The sequence below is a fragment of the Bradyrhizobium sp. WBAH42 genome, from assembly GCF_024585265.1.
In the GTDB taxonomy this organism is placed as follows: Bacteria; Pseudomonadota; Alphaproteobacteria; order Rhizobiales; family Xanthobacteraceae; genus Bradyrhizobium.
Genome location: NZ_CP036533.1, coordinates 5743638 through 5764948, shown reverse-complemented (window position 1 = coordinate 5764948; position 21311 = coordinate 5743638). Strand labels below are relative to the sequence as shown.

19 protein-coding genes are annotated in these 21311 nt (G+C 63.2%); 8 read left to right on the top strand and 11 right to left on the bottom strand.

The genetic code is table 11. The features are described from left to right. Window positions 1-355 precede the first annotated feature (355 nt). Both DCG74_RS26985 and DCG74_RS26980 read right to left on the bottom strand, forming a co-directional pair. Complete coding sequence (locus DCG74_RS26985) at window positions 356-1660, bottom strand: DNA polymerase IV (RefSeq protein WP_172783373.1); 1305 nt, start codon at window positions 1658-1660, stop codon at window positions 356-358. Next, window positions 1657-1968, bottom strand: a complete 312-nt coding sequence (locus DCG74_RS26980) for a DUF3572 domain-containing protein (protein ID WP_172783374.1) — start codon at window positions 1966-1968, stop codon at window positions 1657-1659. Before DCG74_RS26980 ends, DCG74_RS26985 begins: the two co-directional genes overlap by 4 nt. A gap of 241 nt (window positions 1969-2209) precedes the next feature. Here DCG74_RS26980 and DCG74_RS26975 point away from each other — a divergent pair, with 241 nt between their 5' ends. Together DCG74_RS26975 and DCG74_RS26970 are read left to right on the top strand one after the other, a co-directional pair. Further along, window positions 2210-2575 (top strand): response regulator, encoded by a 366-nt coding sequence (locus DCG74_RS26975; protein WP_008566616.1) that lies wholly within the window; start codon window positions 2210-2212, stop codon window positions 2573-2575. A 14-nt stretch (window positions 2576-2589) separates the two neighbouring features. Further along, window positions 2590-3963: a PleD family two-component system response regulator gene (locus DCG74_RS26970; RefSeq protein WP_172783375.1), complete on the top strand. Its 1374-nt coding sequence runs from the start codon at window positions 2590-2592 to the stop codon at window positions 3961-3963. Window positions 3964-4258: 295 nt separating this feature from the next. Here the strand turns inward: DCG74_RS26970 and DCG74_RS26965 are convergent, their stop codons facing one another. After that, complete coding sequence (locus DCG74_RS26965; RefSeq protein WP_172783376.1) at window positions 4259-4855, bottom strand: TetR/AcrR family transcriptional regulator; 597 nt, start codon at window positions 4853-4855, stop codon at window positions 4259-4261. 130 nt (window positions 4856-4985) lie between these two features. Here DCG74_RS26965 and DCG74_RS26960 point away from each other — a divergent pair, with 130 nt between their 5' ends. Next, window positions 4986-6224: an MFS transporter gene (locus DCG74_RS26960; RefSeq protein WP_172783377.1), complete on the top strand. Its 1239-nt coding sequence runs from the start codon at window positions 4986-4988 to the stop codon at window positions 6222-6224. A gap of 245 nt (window positions 6225-6469) precedes the next feature. On the opposite strand, the gene DCG74_RS26955 is transcribed toward DCG74_RS26960, so the two are convergent. Beyond that, window positions 6470-7489, bottom strand: coding sequence for a DUF4105 domain-containing protein (locus DCG74_RS26955; RefSeq protein ID WP_257187440.1), 1020 nt, complete (start codon window positions 7487-7489; stop codon window positions 6470-6472). 441 nt (window positions 7490-7930) lie between these two features. Here DCG74_RS26955 and DCG74_RS26950 point away from each other — a divergent pair, with 441 nt between their 5' ends. Then, on the top strand, window positions 7931-8134 hold the full coding sequence (locus DCG74_RS26950; protein ID WP_172783378.1) for a hypothetical protein: 204 nt from the start codon (window positions 7931-7933) through the stop codon (window positions 8132-8134). Between the two features lie 160 nt (window positions 8135-8294). Next, complete coding sequence (locus DCG74_RS26945; RefSeq protein WP_172783379.1) at window positions 8295-9656, top strand: amidohydrolase family protein; 1362 nt, start codon at window positions 8295-8297, stop codon at window positions 9654-9656. A 148-nt stretch (window positions 9657-9804) separates the two neighbouring features. Here DCG74_RS26945 and DCG74_RS26940 read toward each other — a convergent pair whose 3' ends face one another. Further along, on the bottom strand, window positions 9805-9969 hold the full coding sequence (locus tag DCG74_RS26940; protein WP_172783380.1) for a hypothetical protein: 165 nt from the start codon (window positions 9967-9969) through the stop codon (window positions 9805-9807). Window positions 9970-10649: 680 nt separating this feature from the next. Between DCG74_RS26940 and DCG74_RS26935 the strand changes: the two genes are divergently transcribed. Next, window positions 10650-14042 (top strand): adenylate/guanylate cyclase domain-containing protein, encoded by a 3393-nt coding sequence (locus DCG74_RS26935; RefSeq protein ID WP_172783381.1) that lies wholly within the window; start codon window positions 10650-10652, stop codon window positions 14040-14042. Window positions 14043-14408: 366 nt separating this feature from the next. Here the strand turns inward: DCG74_RS26935 and DCG74_RS26930 are convergent, their stop codons facing one another. Then, complete coding sequence (locus DCG74_RS26930; protein ID WP_172783382.1) at window positions 14409-15317, bottom strand: LysR substrate-binding domain-containing protein; 909 nt, start codon at window positions 15315-15317, stop codon at window positions 14409-14411. 109 nt (window positions 15318-15426) lie between these two features. On the opposite strand from DCG74_RS26930, the gene DCG74_RS26925 reads away from it, so the two are divergent. Together DCG74_RS26925 and DCG74_RS26920 are read left to right on the top strand one after the other, a co-directional pair. Then, on the top strand, window positions 15427-16800 hold the full coding sequence (locus tag DCG74_RS26925) for an FAD-binding oxidoreductase (protein WP_172783383.1): 1374 nt from the start codon (window positions 15427-15429) through the stop codon (window positions 16798-16800). Between the two features lie 105 nt (window positions 16801-16905). Beyond that, window positions 16906-17805 carry a GNAT family N-acetyltransferase gene (locus tag DCG74_RS26920; protein WP_172783384.1) on the top strand — a complete coding sequence of 300 codons (900 nt, stop codon included), beginning with the start codon at window positions 16906-16908 and terminating at the stop codon, window positions 17803-17805. A gap of 97 nt (window positions 17806-17902) precedes the next feature. Here the strand turns inward: DCG74_RS26920 and DCG74_RS26915 are convergent, their stop codons facing one another. The 5 genes from DCG74_RS26915 to DCG74_RS26895 all read right to left on the bottom strand — a co-directional run bounded on the left by DCG74_RS26915 (window position 17903) and on the right by DCG74_RS26895 (window position 21303). Beyond that, the gene (locus DCG74_RS26915) at window positions 17903-18157 is read right to left on the bottom strand and encodes a DUF3551 domain-containing protein (protein ID WP_172783809.1); all 255 of its coding nucleotides are present in this window, start codon (window positions 18155-18157) and stop codon (window positions 17903-17905) included. 5 nt (window positions 18158-18162) lie between these two features. Beyond that, window positions 18163-18393: a DUF3551 domain-containing protein gene (locus tag DCG74_RS26910; protein WP_172783385.1), complete on the bottom strand. Its 231-nt coding sequence runs from the start codon at window positions 18391-18393 to the stop codon at window positions 18163-18165. Between the two features lie 282 nt (window positions 18394-18675). Then, window positions 18676-18843 (bottom strand): 50S ribosomal protein L33, encoded by a 168-nt coding sequence (rpmG, locus tag DCG74_RS26905; protein ID WP_007603295.1) that lies wholly within the window; start codon window positions 18841-18843, stop codon window positions 18676-18678. A 126-nt stretch (window positions 18844-18969) separates the two neighbouring features. Next, window positions 18970-20295 carry an LLM class flavin-dependent oxidoreductase gene (locus DCG74_RS26900; RefSeq protein ID WP_172783386.1) on the bottom strand — a complete coding sequence of 442 codons (1326 nt, stop codon included), beginning with the start codon at window positions 20293-20295 and terminating at the stop codon, window positions 18970-18972. Between the two features lie 255 nt (window positions 20296-20550). Further along, window positions 20551-21303 carry an NUDIX domain-containing protein gene (locus DCG74_RS26895; RefSeq protein WP_172783387.1) on the bottom strand — a complete coding sequence of 251 codons (753 nt, stop codon included), beginning with the start codon at window positions 21301-21303 and terminating at the stop codon, window positions 20551-20553. Window positions 21304-21311: the final 8 nt, after the last annotated feature.

Sequence of the window (21311 nt, the reverse complement as noted above, 5' to 3'; positions counted from 1 at the left end):
CCGGTAAGATCGGTTGAGCCCCTGCGAAGCTATCGGCGCCAGCGGTTGTTGAAGCGATGGTCAACATACCTTTGTATATCTCCTCCAATCCTTCTCATGCGCTGACCTTACACTGGTACAATTGAGCGACGGCGGGAGATTCTTACAATTTGAGTCCACTCGGGTCACTGCGAAGAGGCTCAAATGAACGTCGTCATTCGAAAGCTCAACGGCTTGTGGCACCTAATCGTCGGGTCTTGTCAGATCCGAACGCCGTTCCTGGAAACTCAGGACCGGCAATTGGTCGTTCAATATGCCAGGCGTGCCTATCCGGGTGCACGAATCTTCGAACGCGACTGAGTTGAGCAGGAATAGATCACTCCTGCGCCTTCTCCGGGCCCTCATAGGCGATGCCGCGGATCACCGCGGCGCTGCCGAACTTCTTGCGCAGGCTGTCCACCGCGCGTTCGGCGTGGGCGGCGCGGCGGTCGAGCATGTCGGTGTCGTCGATCGCCGAGCCCTCGCGCAGCGCGCTGACGCCGGCGCCCATCAGGCGAAAGGCGGTGCCGTCGATTTCCTTGGCCAGCATCTCCCGGCAGATCGAGAAGATCTTCGCCGCGAGCTGCGTCGGGGCGGCGATCGACTGCGAGCGCGTGCGCTGGCGGAAATCGGCGGTCTTCAGCTTCAGCGTCACGGTCGAGCCGGCGAGCTCGCTGCTCTTCAGGCGCGTCGACGTCTTTTCGCAGAGCCGCCACAGGATTCTTTCCAGCGTCGCGAAATCGCGGATGTCGGTCTCGAACGTGGTCTCGCTGGAAATCGTCTTGGCGCCGCGGTCGGGCTCGACGCGGCGGTCGTCGATGCCGCGCGCGAGTCGCCACAGCCGGCGGCCGTCGCTCGGAAACTGCCGCATCATCTCGATCTCGTCGGCTTTCTGCAGGTCGGCGATGATGCGAAAGCCGCGCTGCACCAGACGCTCCTGCGTGGCGGGGCCGACGCCGAAGATGAAGCCGACCGGCTTTTCCGCCAGCATCGCGCGCGCTTCCTCCTGATCGAGCGCGGCAAAGCCTCTGGGCTTGTCGAGGTCGGAGGCGATCTTGGCCAGGAACTTGTTGCAGGACAGGCCGACCGAGACAGTGATGCCGATGTCGCGCTCGACGTCACGGGCAAAGCGCGCCAGCACCTTGGCCGGGATCATGCCGTGCACACGCTCGGTGCCGGAGAGATCGAGGAAGGCCTCGTCAATCGAGAGCGGCTCGATCAGCGGCGTCAGCGCCTGCATGGCCTGGCGGACCTCGCGGCCGACCCGGACATATTTCGCCATGTCGGGGCGGATCACGGTCGCATGCGGGCAGGCCTCCAAAGCCTTGAACATCGGCATCGCCGAGCGAACACCATAGGTGCGCGCGATGTAACAGGCGGCCGACACCACGCCGCGCTTGCCGCCGCCGATGATGACGGGCTTGTCGGCGATCTCAGGGTTGTCCCGCTTCTCGACCGTTGCGTAGAAGGCGTCGCAGTCGATATGGGCGATGGTCAGGCTGGCGAGCGCGCGGTGGCGAACGAGGCGAGGGGAACCGCAGGCCGAGCAGCGCCGCACGCCCAAGTTCTGTACGCCCATGCCGAGGCCGGCCAGACAATCCCGGCAGAAGCAGCGGGGCCCGGCCGCCTCAGGGGTGGTCACGGCACGTCGCGCTCCCAGGAGGGGTCGCCGAGCGCATCGCCGAGGACCTGCCGCGCTGCGGCAACATTGGTCGGATGCAGTTCCGCGGCCTCGGCAAAGGCCTTCACCGTGGCATCGTCCCGCATCACGAAATCGAGCACGCTGAGGAGGAAATTCGGGTCCGCGGCGGCATTGCGCAGGGTCTCCGGACCGACCCCCGTCTCGGCCAGGAACAGGCCCAGCCGCTCAGGCTCGCCCGCGACGAAGGACAGGGCCTGAATCGCAACGATTTCAGCGACTTCGCGGGGGTTGTGAACAGGCTTTTTCACGGGGACGGTTTGCCTTTCCGTTAACTTTCGGTCTCTAATTTGGAATCATCATGCCCGAGTCTCGTCCTCAAGTCTTCCGGCCCCGACAAGCAACTGGAAACCACATCGCAGAAAGTGGGCCGTCGGGTTTAACGAAACTCAAGCGAATCTGCGGCTAGTTTGAATCCAGTTTTCGAAACGCCGGGAAGCGGCGTCTGAGGCGTCACATGGACCGGTCCTTCGGACCAATCAGGAGGGCGGGATGGCTAAGACCGTCCTGATCGTGGAAGACAACGAGCTCAACATGAAGCTCTTCCGCGACCTGTTGGAGGCGCACGGATACCAGACCTCCGGCACCAGCAACGGCTACGAGGCGCTCGACCTCGTGCGCAAGATGCGGCCCGACCTCGTGCTGATGGACATCCAGCTGCCGCAGGTCTCGGGCCTCGAGGTGACGCGCTGGATCAAGGACGATCCGGAATTGCGTGCCATTCCCGTCGTCGCGGTCACGGCGTTCGCGATGAAGGGCGACGAAGAGCGCATCCGCGAGGGCGGCTGCGAAGCCTATTTGTCCAAGCCGATCTCGGTCGGCAAATTCATTGAGACGGTCCGGCGTTTTATCGGATAGGAAGTGAGTTCACAGTGTCCGCGCGTATCCTGGTCGTCGATGACGTCCCTGCCAACGTCAAGCTGCTCGAAGCCCGCCTGTCCGCCGAATATTTCGACGTGATGACCGCCGCGAATGGCGCCGAGGCGCTCGCGATCTCAAGGCGTGCCGAATGCGACATCATCCTGCTCGACGTGATGATGCCCGACATGGACGGCTTCGAGGTCTGCCGCCGCCTCAAGACCGATCCGGCCACGCACCACATTCCTGTCGTGATGGTCACCGCGCTCGACAGCCCCGCCGACCGCAATCGTGGGCTCGAGGCCGGGGCCGATGACTTCCTGACCAAACCCGTCTCCGATGTCGTGCTGATCGCGCGGGTGCGTTCGCTGACGCGGCTGAAGATGATGACCGATGAGCTGCGCATGCGCGCCATCACCTCGCTCGAGATCGGCATGCAGGCGCCCGAGCGCAGTGCGATCGCCGACACCGGCAAGGGTGGCCGCATCCTCCTGGTCGACGACCGCCAGTCCTCCTACGAGCGGCTGGCGACGATCCTCGCCGCCGAGCACACCATCGACGTCGAGCCGAACCCGACGGAGGCGCTGTTCCACGCCGCCGAGGGCAATTACGACCTCCTGATCGTCTCGCTCGACCTCAACAATTTCGACGGCCTGCGCCTGTGCAGCCAGGCGCGCTCGCTGGAGCGCACGCGCCATGTGCCGATCCTGGCGATCGCCGACCCCGAGAACTCGACGCGGCTGCTGCGCGGCCTCGAGATCGGCGTCAACGACTACCTGCTGCGTCCGATCGACAAGACCGAGCTGCTGGCGCGCGCCCGCACCCAGATCCGCCGCCGCCGCTACACCGACCATCTGCGCGACAACGTGCAGAACTCGATCGAGATGGCGATCACCGACGCGCTCACCGGCCTGCACAATCGCCGCTACATGGAGAGCCATCTGGCGACGCTCGCCGAGCAGGCCGCGACCCGCGGCAAGCCGCTGGCGCTGATGATCCTGGACATCGACTACTTCAAGTCGATCAATGACAATTACGGCCACGACGCCGGCGACGACGTGCTGCGCGAGTTCGCGGTGCGCGTGCGCAAATCGATCCGCGGCATTGATCTCGCCTGCCGCTACGGCGGCGAGGAATTCGTCATCGTGATGCCGGAGACCGATCTTCACGTCGCCGGCATGGTCGCCGAGCGCCTGCGCCGCTCGATCGCGGGCGAGCCGTTCGCGATTCACAAGGGGGCGAAGCGCATCGAGGTCACGATCTCGATCGGCCTCACCACGCTGGAGCACAAGGGCGAGGCGGTTGCCGACGTCCTCAAGCGCGCCGACACCGCGCTCTACCGCGCCAAGCACGACGGCCGCAATCGCGTGGTGTCGCAGGCGGCGTGAGGGCCGCCCGCACAAAGTTGCGAAAACAACCCCATGCACAGTAGCCGGCGGTAGTCGGATCAATGGGTTATGCGGGGTGGCGAGATGGCTCGCGCCGGCAGCGGCGTCGTTTGACCCGTCGGGCAAAACAGGAGCATATGGTAGGGTCGCGGCGGCCCTCGAAACTCCGCTGTCATTCCCTGCGAAGGCGGGGAATCCAGTACGCCGCGGCCTCTCGGTTCAATCACAACCGCCTCTGGAATACTGGATCACCCGCCTTCGCGGTTGATGACACCTGACGATACGACGACAGCGGCTATTTCGCGCGCTTGCGTCTCTTCTGCGCATCACCACCCACATCCACGCCCGCATTCCGTAGCAGCACCGTCGCCGCTTCCTTCGCGGCCCTTGCCATCGCCGGATCGTCGCGCACCAAGTCCTGCGCGATGGAGCCGTCGACCAGCAGCACGAGCTGCGTTGCGAGCGCCTCCGCATCGGCAACGCCGAGCTCGGTCAGGCGGTCGCGAAACCAGAGGCGGCGGCTTTCCTTGAAGGCGATCGCGATCTTCTTCACGGCGCGGTCGGCGGGGCCGAGCTCGGCGACCGCGTTGACGAACGGGCAGCCGCGAAAGTCCTTGGCCGCAAAGCGCCGCTCGAGCGAATCGAAGGTGGCGAGGATCTGCTCGGCGGGCGGCTTGTCGGAAGGGCGTGCGCTGACGAAGCGGCGCTCGAGATAGGCCGCGATCAGCGCGTCCTTGGACGGGAAGTGGTTGTAGAGCGTGCGCTTGGAGATGCCGACCTCGGCCGCGATGGTGTCGACGCCGATGGCGCGAATGCCTTGCAGATAGAACAGCTTGTCGGCGGTCTGAAGGATCCGCTCTTTCATCGTCTGTGGGGCAGGCGGGGGAGCCATGCGGAGCTAAGCATCCTGTTCGCTTGACAGCAGCGGATATCTATAGCCTAAGTACACAGGTCTGTGTACCAAAAAACATCGGCAAAAGCAGACGACGGCACCCGTGCCGCGCCCAAAAGGGAGAAGAAGAATGCCCCTGCTGCAAGTCCTGCGCCCGACCTTGCCGATCCTGATCGGCGCCTCGATTATGCTGACGCTGAGCATGGGGCTGCGGCAGTCGCTCGGCATCTTCATGCAGCCGCTGACGCACGACATCCACATTTCGATCTCGGATTTCACGCTGGCGCTGGCCGTGCAGAACCTCGCCTGGGGCTTCCTGCAGCCGCCCGCCGGCGCTCTCACCGTGCGCTACGGCTTTCGCCCGATCATGATCGCCGGCGCACTGATGTACATCGCGGGCCTCGCGCTGATGGCGACGGCGAACGGGCTTCTCAGCATCATGATCGGCGCCGGCGTGCTGATCGGGACCTCGCTGGCCTGCACGGCGGCCGCGATCGCGATGTCGGTGGCGGCGCGCGCGGTGCCCGAAACGGTGCGCTCGACGGTGCTCGGCATCGTCTCCGGCGCGGGCTCGCTCGGTGCGCTGTTGTCGGCGCCGATCGGCCAGATGCTCAACGAGGGCTTTGGCTGGCGCATCGGGCTTGCCGGCTTCGTCATCATGTCGGTGCTGATGATCCCGGCGGCCTGGTATGCCGGGCGCGTCGACAAGATCCCGCTGCCCAAGCCCGCCGCCGACGACATCGACGATGCCACGGCCGCGACGGCTGCGAGGACCGCGTTCGGCAATGCGTCCTTCGTGGTAATGACCTGCGCCTATCTCGTCTGCGGCATGCAGCTCGTGTTCCTCACCACGCACCTGCCGTCGTACCTTGCAATCTGCGGCCTCGATCCGATGCTGAGCGCGCAGACGCTCGGCATGATCGGCGGCTTCAACGTGCTGGGCTCGCTGTTCTTCGGCTGGGCCGGCCAGCGCTGGAACAAGCTGGCGCTCTTGGGCGGGATCTACATCCTGCGCTCGCTGGCGCTCGCCTGGTACTTCATGCTGCCGGCAACATCGTTCTCCACGCTGCTGTTCGGCGCGATCATGGGCTTCCTGTGGATGGGCGTCGGCCCGCTGGTCGCAGGCGCGGTCGCCGAGATGTTCGGCCTACGCTGGCAGGCGATGATCCAGGGCCTCGCCTTCATGAGCCACCAGATCGGCAGCTTCCTCGGCGCCTACGGAGGAGGGCTGCTCTACGACGCACTCGGCTCCTACACCATGGCCTGGCGCATCGGCGTCGCGCTCGGCCTTGCCGGCGGCATCGTGCAGGTCGCATTCGCGCTGATCCGCCCATCGCAGCCGCCAGCGCCGGTGTTGCGGACGGCCTAGCAGGGGCAACTGGTCGCTTTCGTCAGCTTGGGAGCTTACCGCGGACGCCGCGCTGTTTAGCCGTCATGGGTCGATTGTAGACCAGCGCAGACTACAACTCCGTTCAAGCCGGGCAGAGACGGCTTGCCGCCTCCGATCATGGCCAACTGCCGTAGACAAGCAGGACCTGAGATGGACATCGGCAGGAGAGGAGAGCCCGGCGGATCGGCGGCGGCTCCTCACGGGCCTTGTGAGCCCAATAGGGGTCAGGGTCGCACCATTGTCGGCAAGGACAAGCGGATCCGCTGTGAGAAATCGGCTGCGCCATCGGCCGCTTGTGCGGCTTCGTTGATCAAGGACCCCCGCCTCAATTCATCAAACGGCAGCGTCGCATCTATCCGGCCGGAGTGGTAGAGATAGCTATCGATCAGTCCGTTGAACAGATGTCGAATGTCGAAGCGCCCCCGTCGGCCCGCCGCATTTGCATAGCGCACGATGTTGATCGTACAGCTGTTGGTCAACAGATGGTAGAACTCCGGCCGATCGGCTAGCTCGTTGATGCGCGTCAAATAGATCATCAGCAGCCGGCGCGCGTCGTCAACCGATGTATTGAGGCGATACAGGTACACCGGCTCGTGGCGATGGTTGGTGCGCACGCCCACAACATCACGCTCTTCACCGACCACGTAGATGAGCTCGAATTGCTTGAACAGGGAGGCGACGGGCGCAAAGCCCTCGCCGACCTCAGGACGCGTCTCGATGGAGATGGCCAGTGGTGGCGCATTGTCGAAGACAAAACTCACAAACGTGTGCCCGACTAGCCCCTCGGTGAAATAGGAAACGTAGAAATCGAGGGCCATCAAGTGCGACAGCGACAGCTCGCGCTCCTCGTAGCGCACCGTGAAGTCGCTTCGACTTCGGTAGTCGAAGTTACGGACACCGGTCAGGCGCACGCGGTCGCCGTCGATGACCGCCCGCGGCATCACCGCGACTTCCGGTCGCCAATGCCGATCGTGTGATGGAGGGATTGAGATCCACCATGCGACGACACCGAAAAACATGACGAGGAAGAGAGCGGACATGCGCGGTTGGCGCGAACGCCAGAGCGCCCAAATCGCAAAGCCCGCAAACGCTCCGGCCGCAATCGTACGCAGCCAGGACCAAGGCAAGTTCGAGTAGTAGATGGCCAGTACGGCCCATGTGACGAGCAGGACCCGAATGAGAAGGCCAATCGGCTTTCTCGGCCACATGACCAACATTGATACGAATTTGCGCACTGAAGTCACTTGGCTGCTCCTGCCGTGAAGCTGCGGCCATGCCCTTCGACAGCTGCGTTGTGTCAGATCACCTGTCGTTTCATTGTGAGCGGCTACACGCTACAGTAGCTCTTCGCTAACGAGAAGCGATGGCCTCGTTTTTACAGCGCGAAGGCTGCGCGACATCACCTTCGTAGCGCGCGGGTTGCTGCCGATGTCCGTCGGTTCGACTCTTTCTGGGCCTGCGCCACTGGAAGGATGCGGGCTGGGTGATGCTGCTGTCCGGCGCATTCGGAATTCTCCCTGGCCTCGCCATGCTCGCGGGATTCCCGATGACAGGTCCTTTGCTCGGATTTGTGCTCGGCGTCGATCTGATCTCTCGCGGCATAGCCTGGCTGGCTATGCGTGGCGGCCGGCGGCGAGAACGGCATTACGGAACGAATCGATAAATAGTGAATGGGGAGTGCGCTGATGGCGATCGCAGTTGAAAGACCAATCCTCCTGATCAAGAAGTTCGCGGGTATGCTTCTCCTGCTTTTCGGTTTGCTATTCACGGCGCTCGGCTTGAGTAACGAGTCCAGCGGATTCACCGCGATCGGTGTTGCCTTCCTTGTTGCCGGCGCGATCTTTCTGGCGCTCAAGATCATCAGGCGCAACCAGGGCGGTCCGCTCTGACCGAGGTCGCAAGATCGTCGCTGCGAGAGCCATGCACAGCATCGTAATCGCAAAGGTCCGGCAACCGAACGCAGCTGACACGCAACGAGAAGGGCCGTGCGCAGTGATGACAGGAACTCTGTTGAATGCGTTGTACAGCGCGCGGCGGATCCGACCGTCGATGAGCGTAACATTTCGTTCGCTGTCGATCGCGGTGGTGCTCTCGGCCGGGCCCGGTGGAGCGGGCCTGGCGCAGCAAGCGCTTCAGACAGGTGGCGCGGCCACGCTCTTTCAGAACGTCCGCATCTTCGATGGCAAGAGCGCCACGCTATCTGCCTCCTCCAACGTCTTGGTGCGCGGCAACAAGATAGAATCAATCTCGCTACAGCCGATAGCGGTGGATAGCCAGGCGGAGATTCGCATTATCGAAGGCGGCGGACGCACATTGATGCCCGGCCTCATCGACAACCATTGGCATGCGATGCTGATCCGAGTCACGCCGGCACAGTCGCTCGGCGACGTCGGCTACGTCAATCTTGTCGCTGGCGACGAGGCCACGCACACTCTGATGCGCGGTTTTACTAGCGTTCGAGATGTGGGCGGGCCGGTGTTCGGGCTCAAAAGCGCCATCGACGAAGGTATCATCAAGGGTCCGCGCATTTATCCGTCCGGCGCGGTCATTACTGTCACGAGTGGGCATGGGGACTTCCGCCAGCTTACCGATCTGCCGCGGACGATCGGCGGCATGCTCACCCGCATGGAGCAGACCGGCGGGGCAATGGTTGCGGACAGTCCCGACGAGGTCCGCGTCCGTGTCCGCGAACAGCTCATGCAAGGCGCCTCCCAAGTCAAGTTGACGGCTGGCGGCGGAGTGTCGTCGCCTTTCAGTCCAATCGACGTGACCACGTTCACCGAACCCGAAATACGCGCGGCCGTCGAAGCGGCTGAGAACTGGGGCACGTACGTCGCTGCGCATGCCTTTACGGCTGCTGCAATTCGGGGAGCCATTGCGGCTGGGGTGAAGTGTATCGAACACGGCTTCCTGATGGACGACGCAACAGCGAAGCTGATGGCAGAGAAGGGTGTTTGGCTGAGTATGCAGCCTCTCCCCGAGGATTTGAGGCTGGGCTTTCCTGTAGGCTCCATCCAGCGAGCCAAGGCGGATGAGGTCTGGCCCGGCATAGCCAGATCCTACGAGTTGGCGAGGAAGTACAAGATCAAGACGGCGTGGGGCACCGACGTCCTGTTCTCTGCAGCGCTCGCGCGCCAACAGGGGGCCATCCTGGCCTCACTCGCTCGCTGGTACACGCCCGCCGAAGCGCTGACCATGGCGACATCGACGAATGCCGAACTGCTGGCGCTATCGGGCAAGCGGAATCCTTATCCCGGCAAACTTGGCGTCGTGGAACAGGGCGCACTCGCGGATTTGCTGCTCGTCGACGGAAATCCCCTGGACAATATCGGCCTTCTTGCCGACCCCGCCAACAATTTCAAGATCATCATGAAAGATGGAATTATCTACAAAGATACGCTTGCCCGTTAGCAGCAACGTCATCGCCCTTTCGATCGACCAGGTCGCGATCGATCCCAAGGCGAGTACCAACCCGTGCCGGGCAATTCCGCTTGTGGCCCCGAAGGCGAGGAGAGGTTCGGGAAGCCGCATAGGGCTGCTGTAGCAGGTAGAGCGGACGCTAGGGCTTGCGGTCGAGCCGCAATCGCTGCGCCTTCATTCGCTTGATCTCTCGACTGAGATCTTCACTCTTCTCGTCGCGCCGTTCGCTGCTCGATTTGGGCTGATCGTCCTGGCGCAGCTTTTCGAGAGCTTTCTCGACCGAGAGCTTGTCCGTTCCGGCCATAACCGACCTCGCTTTGCGTCCATGCCAGTCGATGAGGATAGGAGGGAATCTGCTGCGGGCAGATCCAATTGCCGCATGTGTCGTACTGACGCGCGATGCGCGAAGACACGGCTGAAGCGCTGCGGCTGCTTCAAACGCGTCTTGCCCGAACACGTCCATCCCTGAGATTTTCTGAAAGGCTGGACCGCTCAGACCGGGGAGTCTTGATCTAGCTCAATGGTATCGCTCCCGGTAGACGACCATGCCGACCGGGCGCTGCGCTGGTTCCGATCGAGCCAGGCCCTGATCGCCCAACCCGGCGTCCAATGACGGTGTGAAGTCATGTGCCGAACGACTCACGATCTCGGCGTCGACTCGGCAGGCGGTCGTTAGTGGGCTGCCTAATTTCGCGTTTGGGTCGTGCCAGGCTGTGGTCAGCCTTCTCAGATTGAAAATGGGCTTGAGTTGCAGAGTGTTAGCCAGTTCATAATCCTAATCGCGCCGGCCAGCTTAAGCTTTTCGAGACAACCGCTCGGGAGGCAACGATGACACCCGGCTGGCTCATTTTCCCTGCGACTATCGCCTGTGTCTGCTTCCTGGCCATTGTGAGTTTGATCATGCTTGGCGCTTGGTAGGCGGCTGACGAAGAGAATCTTGAAAGAGCGCGCTCTGAAGATTCGCCCACAGACCGACGCGAACTCATGTCGGTCGGAATTCGATCGGGTGCGGCCATGGATTGCGCGAATTGCGGCGGAGTCAACCCGGAGGGAACGAAGGTCTGCGGCGATTGCGGCGCGCCGCTGTTCGTTCGCTGCCCTGCGTGCGGGGGCGACAATCCGACGGGCAAGAACTTCTGTGGCGACTGCGGTGCCGCGCTCACGCCGACCGTATCGCCGCAAGTGACGACAGGGGCCGGCGCATCGACGTCCATCGTGGCACCGGTCGCGGAGCGCGCAGGCTTGTTAGCCGCACCAAGTCCTTCCGCCGAGCGTCGTCAGCTCACAGTGATGTTCTGCGATCTCGTCGGCTCGACGGCACTGGCGACAAAGCTCGACCCGGAAGATCTACGGGACATCATTGCTGAGTACCGCGATAGCGTAGCGGCGGTCGTCCGCAAGTACGGTGGCACCGTCAGCCGTTACATCGGCGATGGCATGCTCATCCTATTCGGTCATCCTTCAGCGCATGAGGACGATGCCGAACGCGCAGTGCGCGCTGCGCTTGAGATCGCCGCGACCAGGCACGCGCCGGGAGCCCCACCCGAGCTCGAGCTGCGGGTTCGCCTTGGGCTCGCGACTGGCCTCGTCGTCGTAGGTGACCTTATCGGCAGCGAAGCGGCGGAGGCGCAGGCAGTCCTTGGCGAGACGCCGAACCTTGCCGCTCGACTGCAAGCGCTCGCCGAACCGGATGGGGTCGTCATCGCTGAGGACACGCGGCGGCTCATCGGCGGGCTCTTTGACTACGAGAATCTCGGCGCCGTGACGCTGAAGGGTTTCGCCGCACCGGTGCAAGCCTGGCGGGTGCTTCATGAGGGAACAGCGGAAAGCCGCTTCGAGGCGTTGCACCCTTCGGTCCTCGCCCCGCTGGTTGGGCGTGAGGAAGAACTCGCGCGGTTGGAGCGGAGCTGGAGCCATGCGCGGGCGGGCACCGGTCAAGTCATGCTGCTCGTCGGCGAGGCGGGGATCGGCAAGTCGCGCCTCGTTGCGGCTCTTCAGGAGCGTATCCAGCGGGAGCCGCACACCTGCTTGCGCTACTTCTGCTCGCCTCATCATCAGGAAAGCGCGCTTTACCCCTTCACCGCACAACTCCAGCGGGCGGCAGGCTTCGATCGTGAGGACACACCGATGACCAAGCTCGACAAACTTCGAGCGCTCCTATCGCCTGCATTGCCGCCCGACGAGGACGTGGCGATCCTGGCCGAGTTGCTGTCGATCCCGAACGATAATCTATACTTGCCGGTTACGAGTACGCCGCAACAAAAGAAGGAGAGAAGCTTCGCCGCTCTGGTTCGCCAGCTTGAAGCTCTCGCGCAAAAATGTCCAATCATGATCGTGTTCGAGGACATGCAATGGATCGATCCAAGCTCGCGCGAGCTGCTGGACCGAACCGTCGATCGCGTAGCAAGCCTACCGATTTTGGTCTTGATCACCTACCGCCCCGAGTTCCAGTTGGTATGGACCGGAAAGCCGCATGTCAGCTTGCTCGTGCTGAACCGGCTTGACCAGAAAGCGGGCGCTGCGCTGATCCGGAGCGTGGCAGGTGGCCAGACGCTGCCGACCGAAATCGTCAATGAAATTGCCGAACGAACGGATGGCGTGCCGCTGTTCGTTGAGGAGTTGACCAAAGCGGTGCTCGAAACGAGCCCCGAGGGTATCGCGCGAGCGATCTCCTTCGCGCCGCTGCCCGGACTTGCCGTACCGGCCACGCTACATGCTTCGTTGATGGCGCGGCTCGACCGGATTGGTCCGATCGCCAAGGAGGTGGCACAAATCGGCGCGGCTATCGGCCGCGAGTTCTCCTACGATCTGCTGGCCTCGGTCGCACAGCGGTGCGACAACGAGTTGCGGGCGGCGCTCGACCGGCTGATCAACACCGGCCTCGTGTTTGGGAGTGTCGAGCCGCCCGACGCCAATTTCTTGTTCAAACATGCACTGGTCCAGGATGCGGCATACGGCACAATGTTGCGCGGCCAACGCCGCGAGCTGCACGCGCGGATCGCTGGCGCACTGGAGGAGAAGCTTGCCAGGGGCATCCAAGAGCAGCCGGAAATCCTCGCCCACCACTGCGGACATGCGGGCCTGGCCGAAAAGGCGGTTTCCTATTGGCAGGAGGCTGGTGAGCGTTCAAAGGCTCGATCGGCAATGACAGAAGCAATCGCGCAGATGCGAAAGGCGCTCGATCTGCTATCCCAACTGCCGGATACTCCCGCGCGCCAGCGCACCGAAACTGACCTTCAACTCGCGCTCGGCGGTGCACTGATCGCCGCGAAGGGCCACGCGGCCGAAGAGACCGGCAGGGCCTACGCCCGGGCGCGTTGCCTCTGCGAGGCACTCAACGACACGCCGAACCTGCTCAAGGCACTCTGGGGCGAGTTCGTGCATTATCACGTCCGTGGTGAAACGGACCGATCGCATCGCATCGCCGAGAATCTGCTCGATTTGGCCGGACGACAGAACGATGCGGCCATTCTTGTCGCCGGTCATCGGGCAGTGGGCGATAGCTGGCTTCATCGCGGACAATTGGCCTTGGCGCGCAGCCATCTCGAGCGGGGGCTCGCACTTTACGATCCGGCGCAGCAGCGCTCTCTTACGGCCCTGTTCGCAGAAAACGCCCGCGTGGCGATGCTTTCGTTCCTCTCGCTGACATGTGGCCTTCTTGGCTTCGCCGATCAGGCGCGCGTGCAGAGCAGTGACGCCCTGGCAGAGGCCCGCGATTCGTCGCACCCGATCAGCCTCGCATTCGCGCTGAGCGTTGCCTGCCGATTGCATTTCGTGCTCGAAGACGCGGGCATGGTTGGGCAACGGGCGGACGAGCTGGTTGCGCTCACCACCGAGCAGCGCTTTGCCTTCTTCCTCGCGATGGGGACGGCATATCGCGGCTGGACGCTGGCCGAAGCCGGCGACCCCGAGGCCGGGGTGGACTTGCTGCGGCGCGGCATCGAGGGATTCCAGGCGTCCGGCGCAGCGTGGACTCTTCCGTTCTACCTTGCGCAGCTCGCAGCAGCCGAGGCAAAGGCAGCACGATTTGAAACCGGGCTCGGCCAACTCTCCGACGCCTTGGCACTCACCCAGAAATCGGGGGTGCGGTGGTTCGAGGCCGAGCTGCATCGGCGCCGAGGCGAGTTGATGCTGAGGGCTCGGCCAGGCGCCGAGGCCGATGCGGAGACCGAGTTTCGCCACGCCATTGCGATTGCTCACCAGCAGGAGGCGAAACTCTGGGAACTTCGCTCCGCCGTCAGTCTCGCCCGGCTCTGGCGTGATCAGGACAGGGGTGATGAAGCACGCGGTCTTCTCGCGCCGGTCTACGGTTGGTTCGACGAGGGCTTCGATACCCGCGACTTGAAGGAAAGCAAGGCGCTGCTGGAAGAACTCTGAGTGTGACACGTGGAACTTATCGTCAGCGCGCTCCATTGGAGCTCCGAAGCGCTCTCGGGTTTGGCGACTCCCTGTGCTGCCGACGAGGAAGGCAAACGCCGGAATGTTCAACGGCAATACGGCTGTCCACGGCAGGAGCCGTGAGGTTTCGTGCCGTTCACCCACGCCTTCGGCAATACCACCAGGGATGACCGGCTAAAGATCACGACCGGTGCATCGTCACTCGGTAGCACGCCTCGGCAGCCGTAGCGCCATTGGCCGGCCGTGCCGGGCGAGGTCTTGCCAATAAGGGCGACGGCATTCAAGCCCTGAGGGTCGGCCATCGCGAGAGCTTGCCCTGGCCTCCGCATCCCTTCCGAACCCGGATCAGGTACTCGACCGCAACCACTGCGAAAAGACCCGAATGGTCCGCGCGCGCGGATGGCTTGGCCTGCTGACCACATAGAAGCCATAGCCGGGCAGGCTCAACGAGAATGCCTTCACGAGCGTGCCGGTGGCGAGGTCGTGCGCCACGAGCACATCACTGAAGATCCCGACGCCCTGTCCGCTGATCACCGCCTCGATGGCGTGCAGTTCTTCCCGGAAACTCAAATGCTGCAGGTCCTTGTATGGAGGCACCTCGCCCCACCTGCGCTGGGCCGCACCGAGCCATCTCTGCCACGTCGGTGGCTCGCGATCGGCCGGCGACCAATAGGAGTGGATCAGAACATGCTTTGCGAGGTCGACTGGTCTCTTCAGGCGTCCCGTTGAAAGCAAATCCGGACTGCAGACCGGCCAGAACGTATCGCTGAAGAGCTCATCGACGATCCCGTCTGTCGGCGGTACGCGGCTGGTCGCATAGCGAATGGCAACGTCACTATCTCCGGCCTGCAGATCGAGCACCGTGTCAGTGCCGATCACTTCCAGCGGCACGTCGGGATGCAACTTCCGCCACAGGGGCAGGCGGGGCACGAGCCAGCGGCTGGCGAAGGCATTGGTCGTCGTCACCCGGAGCGGCTGCTGGTCACCTTCCTCCTTGACGGACGCAATGGCAGCGGCAAACGCCTCGAGCCCGCCGCGAATGGCCGGAAACAGCCGCGCGCCGGACTCGGTCAACGAAAGCGGACGTGGTCTGCGCCGGAACAAGGCGCGGCCGCAATACTGCTCGAGCAAGCCGATCTGGTGGCTGATCGCGGTTGGCGTGACGCCGAGTTCTGCCGCGGCTTTCTTGAAGCTCAGATGACGGGCGGCAGCTTCGAAAGCGCGGAGCTCGATCAGGGGAGGCAGCTTGTGCATGCGCGGTCAGTCTAGGTGAAATCAGTTCATCGTCACCTGAATTCTTCGGATTTGCTCTGAGACAGCCCAGGATCGAGGATATGGCGGGTCAAGCTGAGGAGCCCATGTCATGTCCATCGCATCTGTTGCCAGCGCTGCCGCCGAACTTAGCGCCTCCTTCGGAGGAGAACTGCTCAAGCCAGCAGACGAGGGCTACGACGAGGCGCGCAAGGTCCACAACGGGCTGGTCGACAAACGGCCAGCATTGATTGCCAGGTGCCGCAGTGCGGCCGATGTCGTGGACGCGGTGACACTTGCGACCAAGCTCGGCCTCGAGGTCGCGGTTCGCGGCGGCGGCCACAATGTGGCGGGGCGCGCAACCATCGACGGCGGGATCATGATCGACCTCTCACCCATGAAGGGGGTTCGGGTCGACGCCATCGGCAAGACCGTATGGGCGCAGGGCGGGGTCACCTGGGGCGAGCTCAATCGAGAAACGCAGCTTCACGGACTTGCGGTGACCGGCGGCGTGGTCTCGACCACCGGCATCGCGGGCCTGACGCTGGGCGGAGGGCTGGGCTGGCTGATGGGCAAGTACGGCCTCGCATTGGACAATCTGCGGGCTGTCGAACTCGTCACGGCCGATGGCAAGGTTCTGCGGGCCAGCAAGCAAGAGCAGCCCGATCTGTTTTGGGCCGTGCGCGGCGGCGGCGGAAACTTCGGGATTGCCACCAGCCTCGAATACGACCTCCATAAGGTAGGGCCGGTCATCACCGGCGGCCCGATCGTCCACCCAATCGAGCGCTCCCGCGACGTGCTGGAATTTTTCCGGACCAGCACGCGATCGCTCACGGACGAGCACATGCTGTTCGCATCCCTGACCCATGCGCCGGACGGGTCCGGCAGGGAGGTCGCGGCCCTGGTCACCAGCCACTGCGGTGAAGTTGCCGAGGCCGAACGAGCGATACAGCCGCTGAAACAGTTCGGAACTCCGATTCTGGATGCAGTCGGACCGATGACCTATTGCGAGCTCAACCGGATGCTCGACGCCAACTATCCGAAAGGCGCCTTCAACTATTGGAAGTCGAACTTCCTCGTGGAGCTGAGCGATGGTGCGATTGCGACGATGATCGAATGTTTCGCCCGCTGCCCGACTCCCATGGGGCAGCTGCTGCTCGAGCATATCCACGGTGCCGCGGCCCGCGTGGATGCCGGGGATACGGCATTCGTGCATCGGCAGGAGGGCTACAATTTCCTGATCCTCGCGCAATGGACGCAGGCCAGCGATACCAGCCGCTGCATCTCGTGGGCACGCGCAACCTATGAAAAGATGCGGCCCTTCTTTGCGTCCGGACGCTATGTCAATTATCTCGATGATGACGAGACAGGCGATCCCGTTGCCGCTGCCTATGGGCGGAATTACCGCCGCCTGCAGCAGATCAAAGCGAAATACGACCCTACGAACTTCTTCCGGATGAACCAGAACATCCGGCCGCTCGCTTGATTGCCGGCTGACGATTCCTCGCTCTCGTCAGGATGTGAGTAGAAACCAAGCCGCGACCTGATCCAAAGTGGGTGGGGCGAGCAGATGCCCGGGAGGGACTTGAGAATGGCGGTCGTGTGCAGGCCCGCTCGCATCGACGACTTGAAGCAGGCCGATGACCTCGTCGTCGCCAGCATCAACGAGCTCACTGAACGGCGGGGGTTCGGGAAGATGGCATCCTCTCGCCCGCCGAATTTTCAGGCCTTCTCGCTGGCGGATGATCCCGAAGGCTTATGGGTGGCCGATGACGACGGAGAGATTGTCGGCTTCGCGTGGAGTTGGGTCTGTGGCGAGCTTTGGTTCTTGGCTCAATTGTTCGTCGCGCCTGATCGTCAGAGCGATGGCATTGGCAATCAACTCATCAACAAGGCGTTCGCGCATGCAGACATGCGCGGAGCACCCGTCAAGGCACTGATCACCTTCACCTTCAACAACGTATCTCAAGGCCTCTACATCCGCCATGGACTGTTCCCGCGCTTTCCGATCTACATGGTCAGCGTCCCTCGCGACCGCCTGGCGCCACGATTGGCTGCGCCGCGGCTCCGTCTTGAATCTCTCATGGCCGACGCAATCGCATACGACGAGCTGGCGGCGATCGATGTCAGTGCTGTCGGCGTTTCCAGGGAGAAGCATCATCGATTTCTCCTGGGCGACAGCACGATTCGCGGATTCACCATCCACGCCGGCAATGAGTGCGTCGGGTATGTCTATATTTCGGGTGGACACATTGGTCCGCTTGCAGTCCGCAGGCCAGATCTCGTTGACGCCGCTTTTGCCACTGCGTTGTCGTTCGCGGCCCAGACCGATTGTCCAACCATTTCGGCCTTTGTGCCGGGCGCGAGCGAGCCAGCGCTCAAGGCGGCGAGCGACCACGGCATGCGTCTGACGTTCCCGATGCTGCTGATGTCGAACAGACCGTTCGGAGATTGGGGCAGCTACCTCCCGCGCAATCCGGGTTTCATGTAGAGGATTCAACCGAGAAGGCTGGCGTCGCGGGGCAGGCAGGAAGCCACGGAATGATGACTGGATCGGCGCTCGTTCCGGGCCGGGTCATGCTCTAGCCTTATCGGGACCGCGGGCTGCGCTCTGGATGGAGCGGCCGTTGCGCATAAGGGTTATCCATGCACATGGCCGAAAGGCCTGCGGCGCTCGCTCTACACTCGTCCCATGAACGATACTGGCAGGAAATCCAGGTGACGCCGCCCCATTCCCATCTCTGCATGCATACCGGATAGTTGCCGCCGAACCGCTGTGCTGCGGCTGGACTGGGCGCGGACATGGTGCTCAAGACCAAGAGGAGACAGGCAAGCGCGCGCATCATGATCAGCGCGGCCGGGGCGGAGGCGGCTGCTTGAACCTCACGCGCGGGTTCACGTCGCAATAGGTGTTCCATCGCCCGGACGCCGACGCCAGGCATTGTTCTCGCGTCGAATACATGCATTCGCCGGGAAAACCGAGGTGTCCGCCGACCACGCACCAGGGATAGTCGCGCTCAGCGTTTGCTGCGGGAGAAAATCCGATGACCATGAGGACAATCAGTAGAGCGATGCGCATGCGATCTCCATCATGTCAACTGAGCGGCAACGCCAGAGGTTCGCCTTCGAAAAATAGCCGCTTGATGATCGTGGCTCAAGAATAATGGCCTAAGCTGGTTAGAGGCGCAGGCAACAATTCCGTGTCGCACTGCATCGTTCCTGTCAACTTGCGACAGCCTGTCGCCGGTGCTTAGGAACGTCCGCAGGGCTTGGTAGCGGCCCAGGGACACGCGAACACGCGCGCCAAAACAGCAACGGGGCCCGCAAGGGCCCCGCAAAAATCCTTGGCGCTGCGCCGATCTTACTTGATCTTGGCTTCGCGGAATTCGACGTGCTTGCGCGCGACGGGGTCGTACTTCTTCTTGACCAGCTTGTCGGTCATGGTGCGCGAATTCTTCTTGGCGACGTAGTAGAAGCCGGTGTCGGCCGAGGACACGAGCTTGACCTTGATGGTGACCGCTTTGGCCATGTTCTGAACCTCAGAATATCAGGGGGAATCTGGAGCCGGCCAAATGGCCCGCGTTGGCCGGCAACCTAGCCAGAAACGGCGGGAAGTCAAGGTTTCAGGGGACAGAAACCGCTCAAATCGGGCCCATCAGGCCTCGAAGAACCGGTTTTTCGGCCGGGGCAGGCCCAGATTCTCCCTCAAGGTGGGCCCTTCATAGTCTTTGCGGAAAATCCCGCGCCGCTGCAGCTCCGGGACCACCTTGTCGACGAAATCGTCGAGGCCGGCGGGCAGGAACGGGAACATGATGTTGAAGCCGTCGGAGCCGCGCCCGACCAGCCATTCCTCCATCTGGTCGGCGATGGTCTTGGCCGTGCCGACGAAGGACAGCCCGCCATAGCCGCCGACGCGCTGGGCGAGCTGGCGCACGGTGAGCTTCTCGCGGGTGGCGAGGTCGACCAGGCGCTGCCGGCCGCTCTTGCTGGCATTGGTCTCGGGGATCTCGGGCAGGGGGCCATCGGGATCGAAGCCGGAAGCGTCGGTGCCGAGGATGACGGAGAGCGAGGCGATGGCGCTGTCGTAGTGCACGCGGCTGTCGAGCAGAGCGCGCTTCTCCTTGGCTTCATCGACGCTGTCGCCCACGACGACGAAGGCGCCGGGGAGGATCTTCAGGTGCTCGGGGTCGCGGCCGATCTTCTCCATGCGGCCCTTGATGTCGGCATAGAGTTTTTGGCCGTCGGCGAGGCTGCCGCCGCCGGTGAACACGGCTTCCGCGGTCTCGGCGGCGAGCTGCTTGCCGTCTTCGGAGGCGCCGGCCTGCACGATCACCGGCCAGCCCTGCACGGGGCGGGCGATGTTGAGGGGCCCGCGCACTTTGAAGTATTTGCCCTTGTGGTCGAGCGTGTGCATCCGGGCGGGATCGAAGAACAGGCCGCTCTCGACGTCGCGCACGAAGGCATCGTCGGCGAAGGAATCCCAGAGGCCGGTGACGACATCGTAGAATTCGCGGGCACGCTTGTAGCGCTCGGCGTGCTCCATGTGGTCGTCGAGGCCGAAATTCAGCGCCGCATCCGGGTTCGAGGTGGTGACGATATTCCACCCCGCACGGCCGCCGCTGAGATGGTCGAGCGAGGCGAAGCGGCGCGCGACGTGATAGGGCTCGTCGAACGTGGTCGAGCCGGTCGCGATCAGGCCGATGCGCTTGGTCACCGCCGAGAGCGCCGACAGCAGCGTGAACGGCTCGAACGAGGTCACGGTGTGGCTGCGCTTGAGTGCGTTGATCGGCATGTTCAGCACGGCCAAGTGATCGGCCATGAAGAAGGCGTCGAACTTGCCGGCCTCGAGCTTTCGGATCAGCGTCTTGATGTGCGAGAAGTTGAAATTGGCGTCGGGCCAGGCCCCGGGATAGCGCCAGGCGCCGGTGTGGATGCTGATCGGGCGCATGAACGCGCCAAGCTTGAGTTGCCGTTGTACCATCGCCCGGTGTCCTTCTTCATTGTCGTTCGGAAAGACATAGGTGCGGGCGGGAACTCCGCCATTGGGGGAGGCGGGAAGAATTTTTTGTTTTTTGCAGATGTTTCAGCACGTCATTCTGGGGCGCCGCAAAGCGGCGAACCCGGAATCCATTGGGCCGCAAAGACTGCCGAGCGATGGATTCCGGGTTCGCGCTTCGCGCGCCCCGGAATGACGGAGGATAGAACTCGGACTTCGAACTACGCCGCAGCGCGCCAACTAGCTCAAGACATCCTTCTGCATCTTGCCGCCGTAGAAATGGAAAAACGGCACCGGCGCGTCGTGGCGGAGCGGGCCGGTGGCAAGACGGGTGTCGAGCTCGTTGAGGACGTTACGCGTCATCGGATGCAGATCGGCGAGCGGCTTCGAGCCGAGCTCGACCCAGACCAGCTCGACCAGCTCCGCATCGGCATGGATCACGCCCTCGACGCGGTGGGTGATTGCGGAGGCATCGGCGGTGAAGAAGCGCGTATCGAAGCGCTTGACGCGGCCGGGCGGGGTGATCGCGCGCGCGATCAGGAACAGGCCGGAGGGATCGGGCAGCAGGCCGGCATCCGCGAACGGCTTCCAGGGGCCGTCGAGCTTCGGCACCTTGCCTTCGGCCTTGCGGCCGAGGCAGAGGCCGGTCTCCTCGCAGGCTTCGCGGATCGCGGCAATGGCGAGCGATTTCGCGCGCGAGGCCGGCGTTTTCGGGCTGCCCTTGGCGAGATTGGCTTCCAGCTCCGCAGTGATGGGCGCAGCGCACGGCACGCGATAGTCGGCCTTGTCGACGCGCCCGCCGGGGAAGACGAATTTCCCGGGCATGAACACCACCTTGTCGTGGCGCTTGCCGACCAGCACTTTCGGAATGGCGCCGCTGCGATCGACCAGGATCAGCGTCGCCGCATCCCGGGGACGGAAATAGGGATGGTGGTCGGCTTCCTTTTCCTCGTGGACCTTTGCCTTTTCCGCAACCTGCGCAATATCCGTCATGTCCTCAC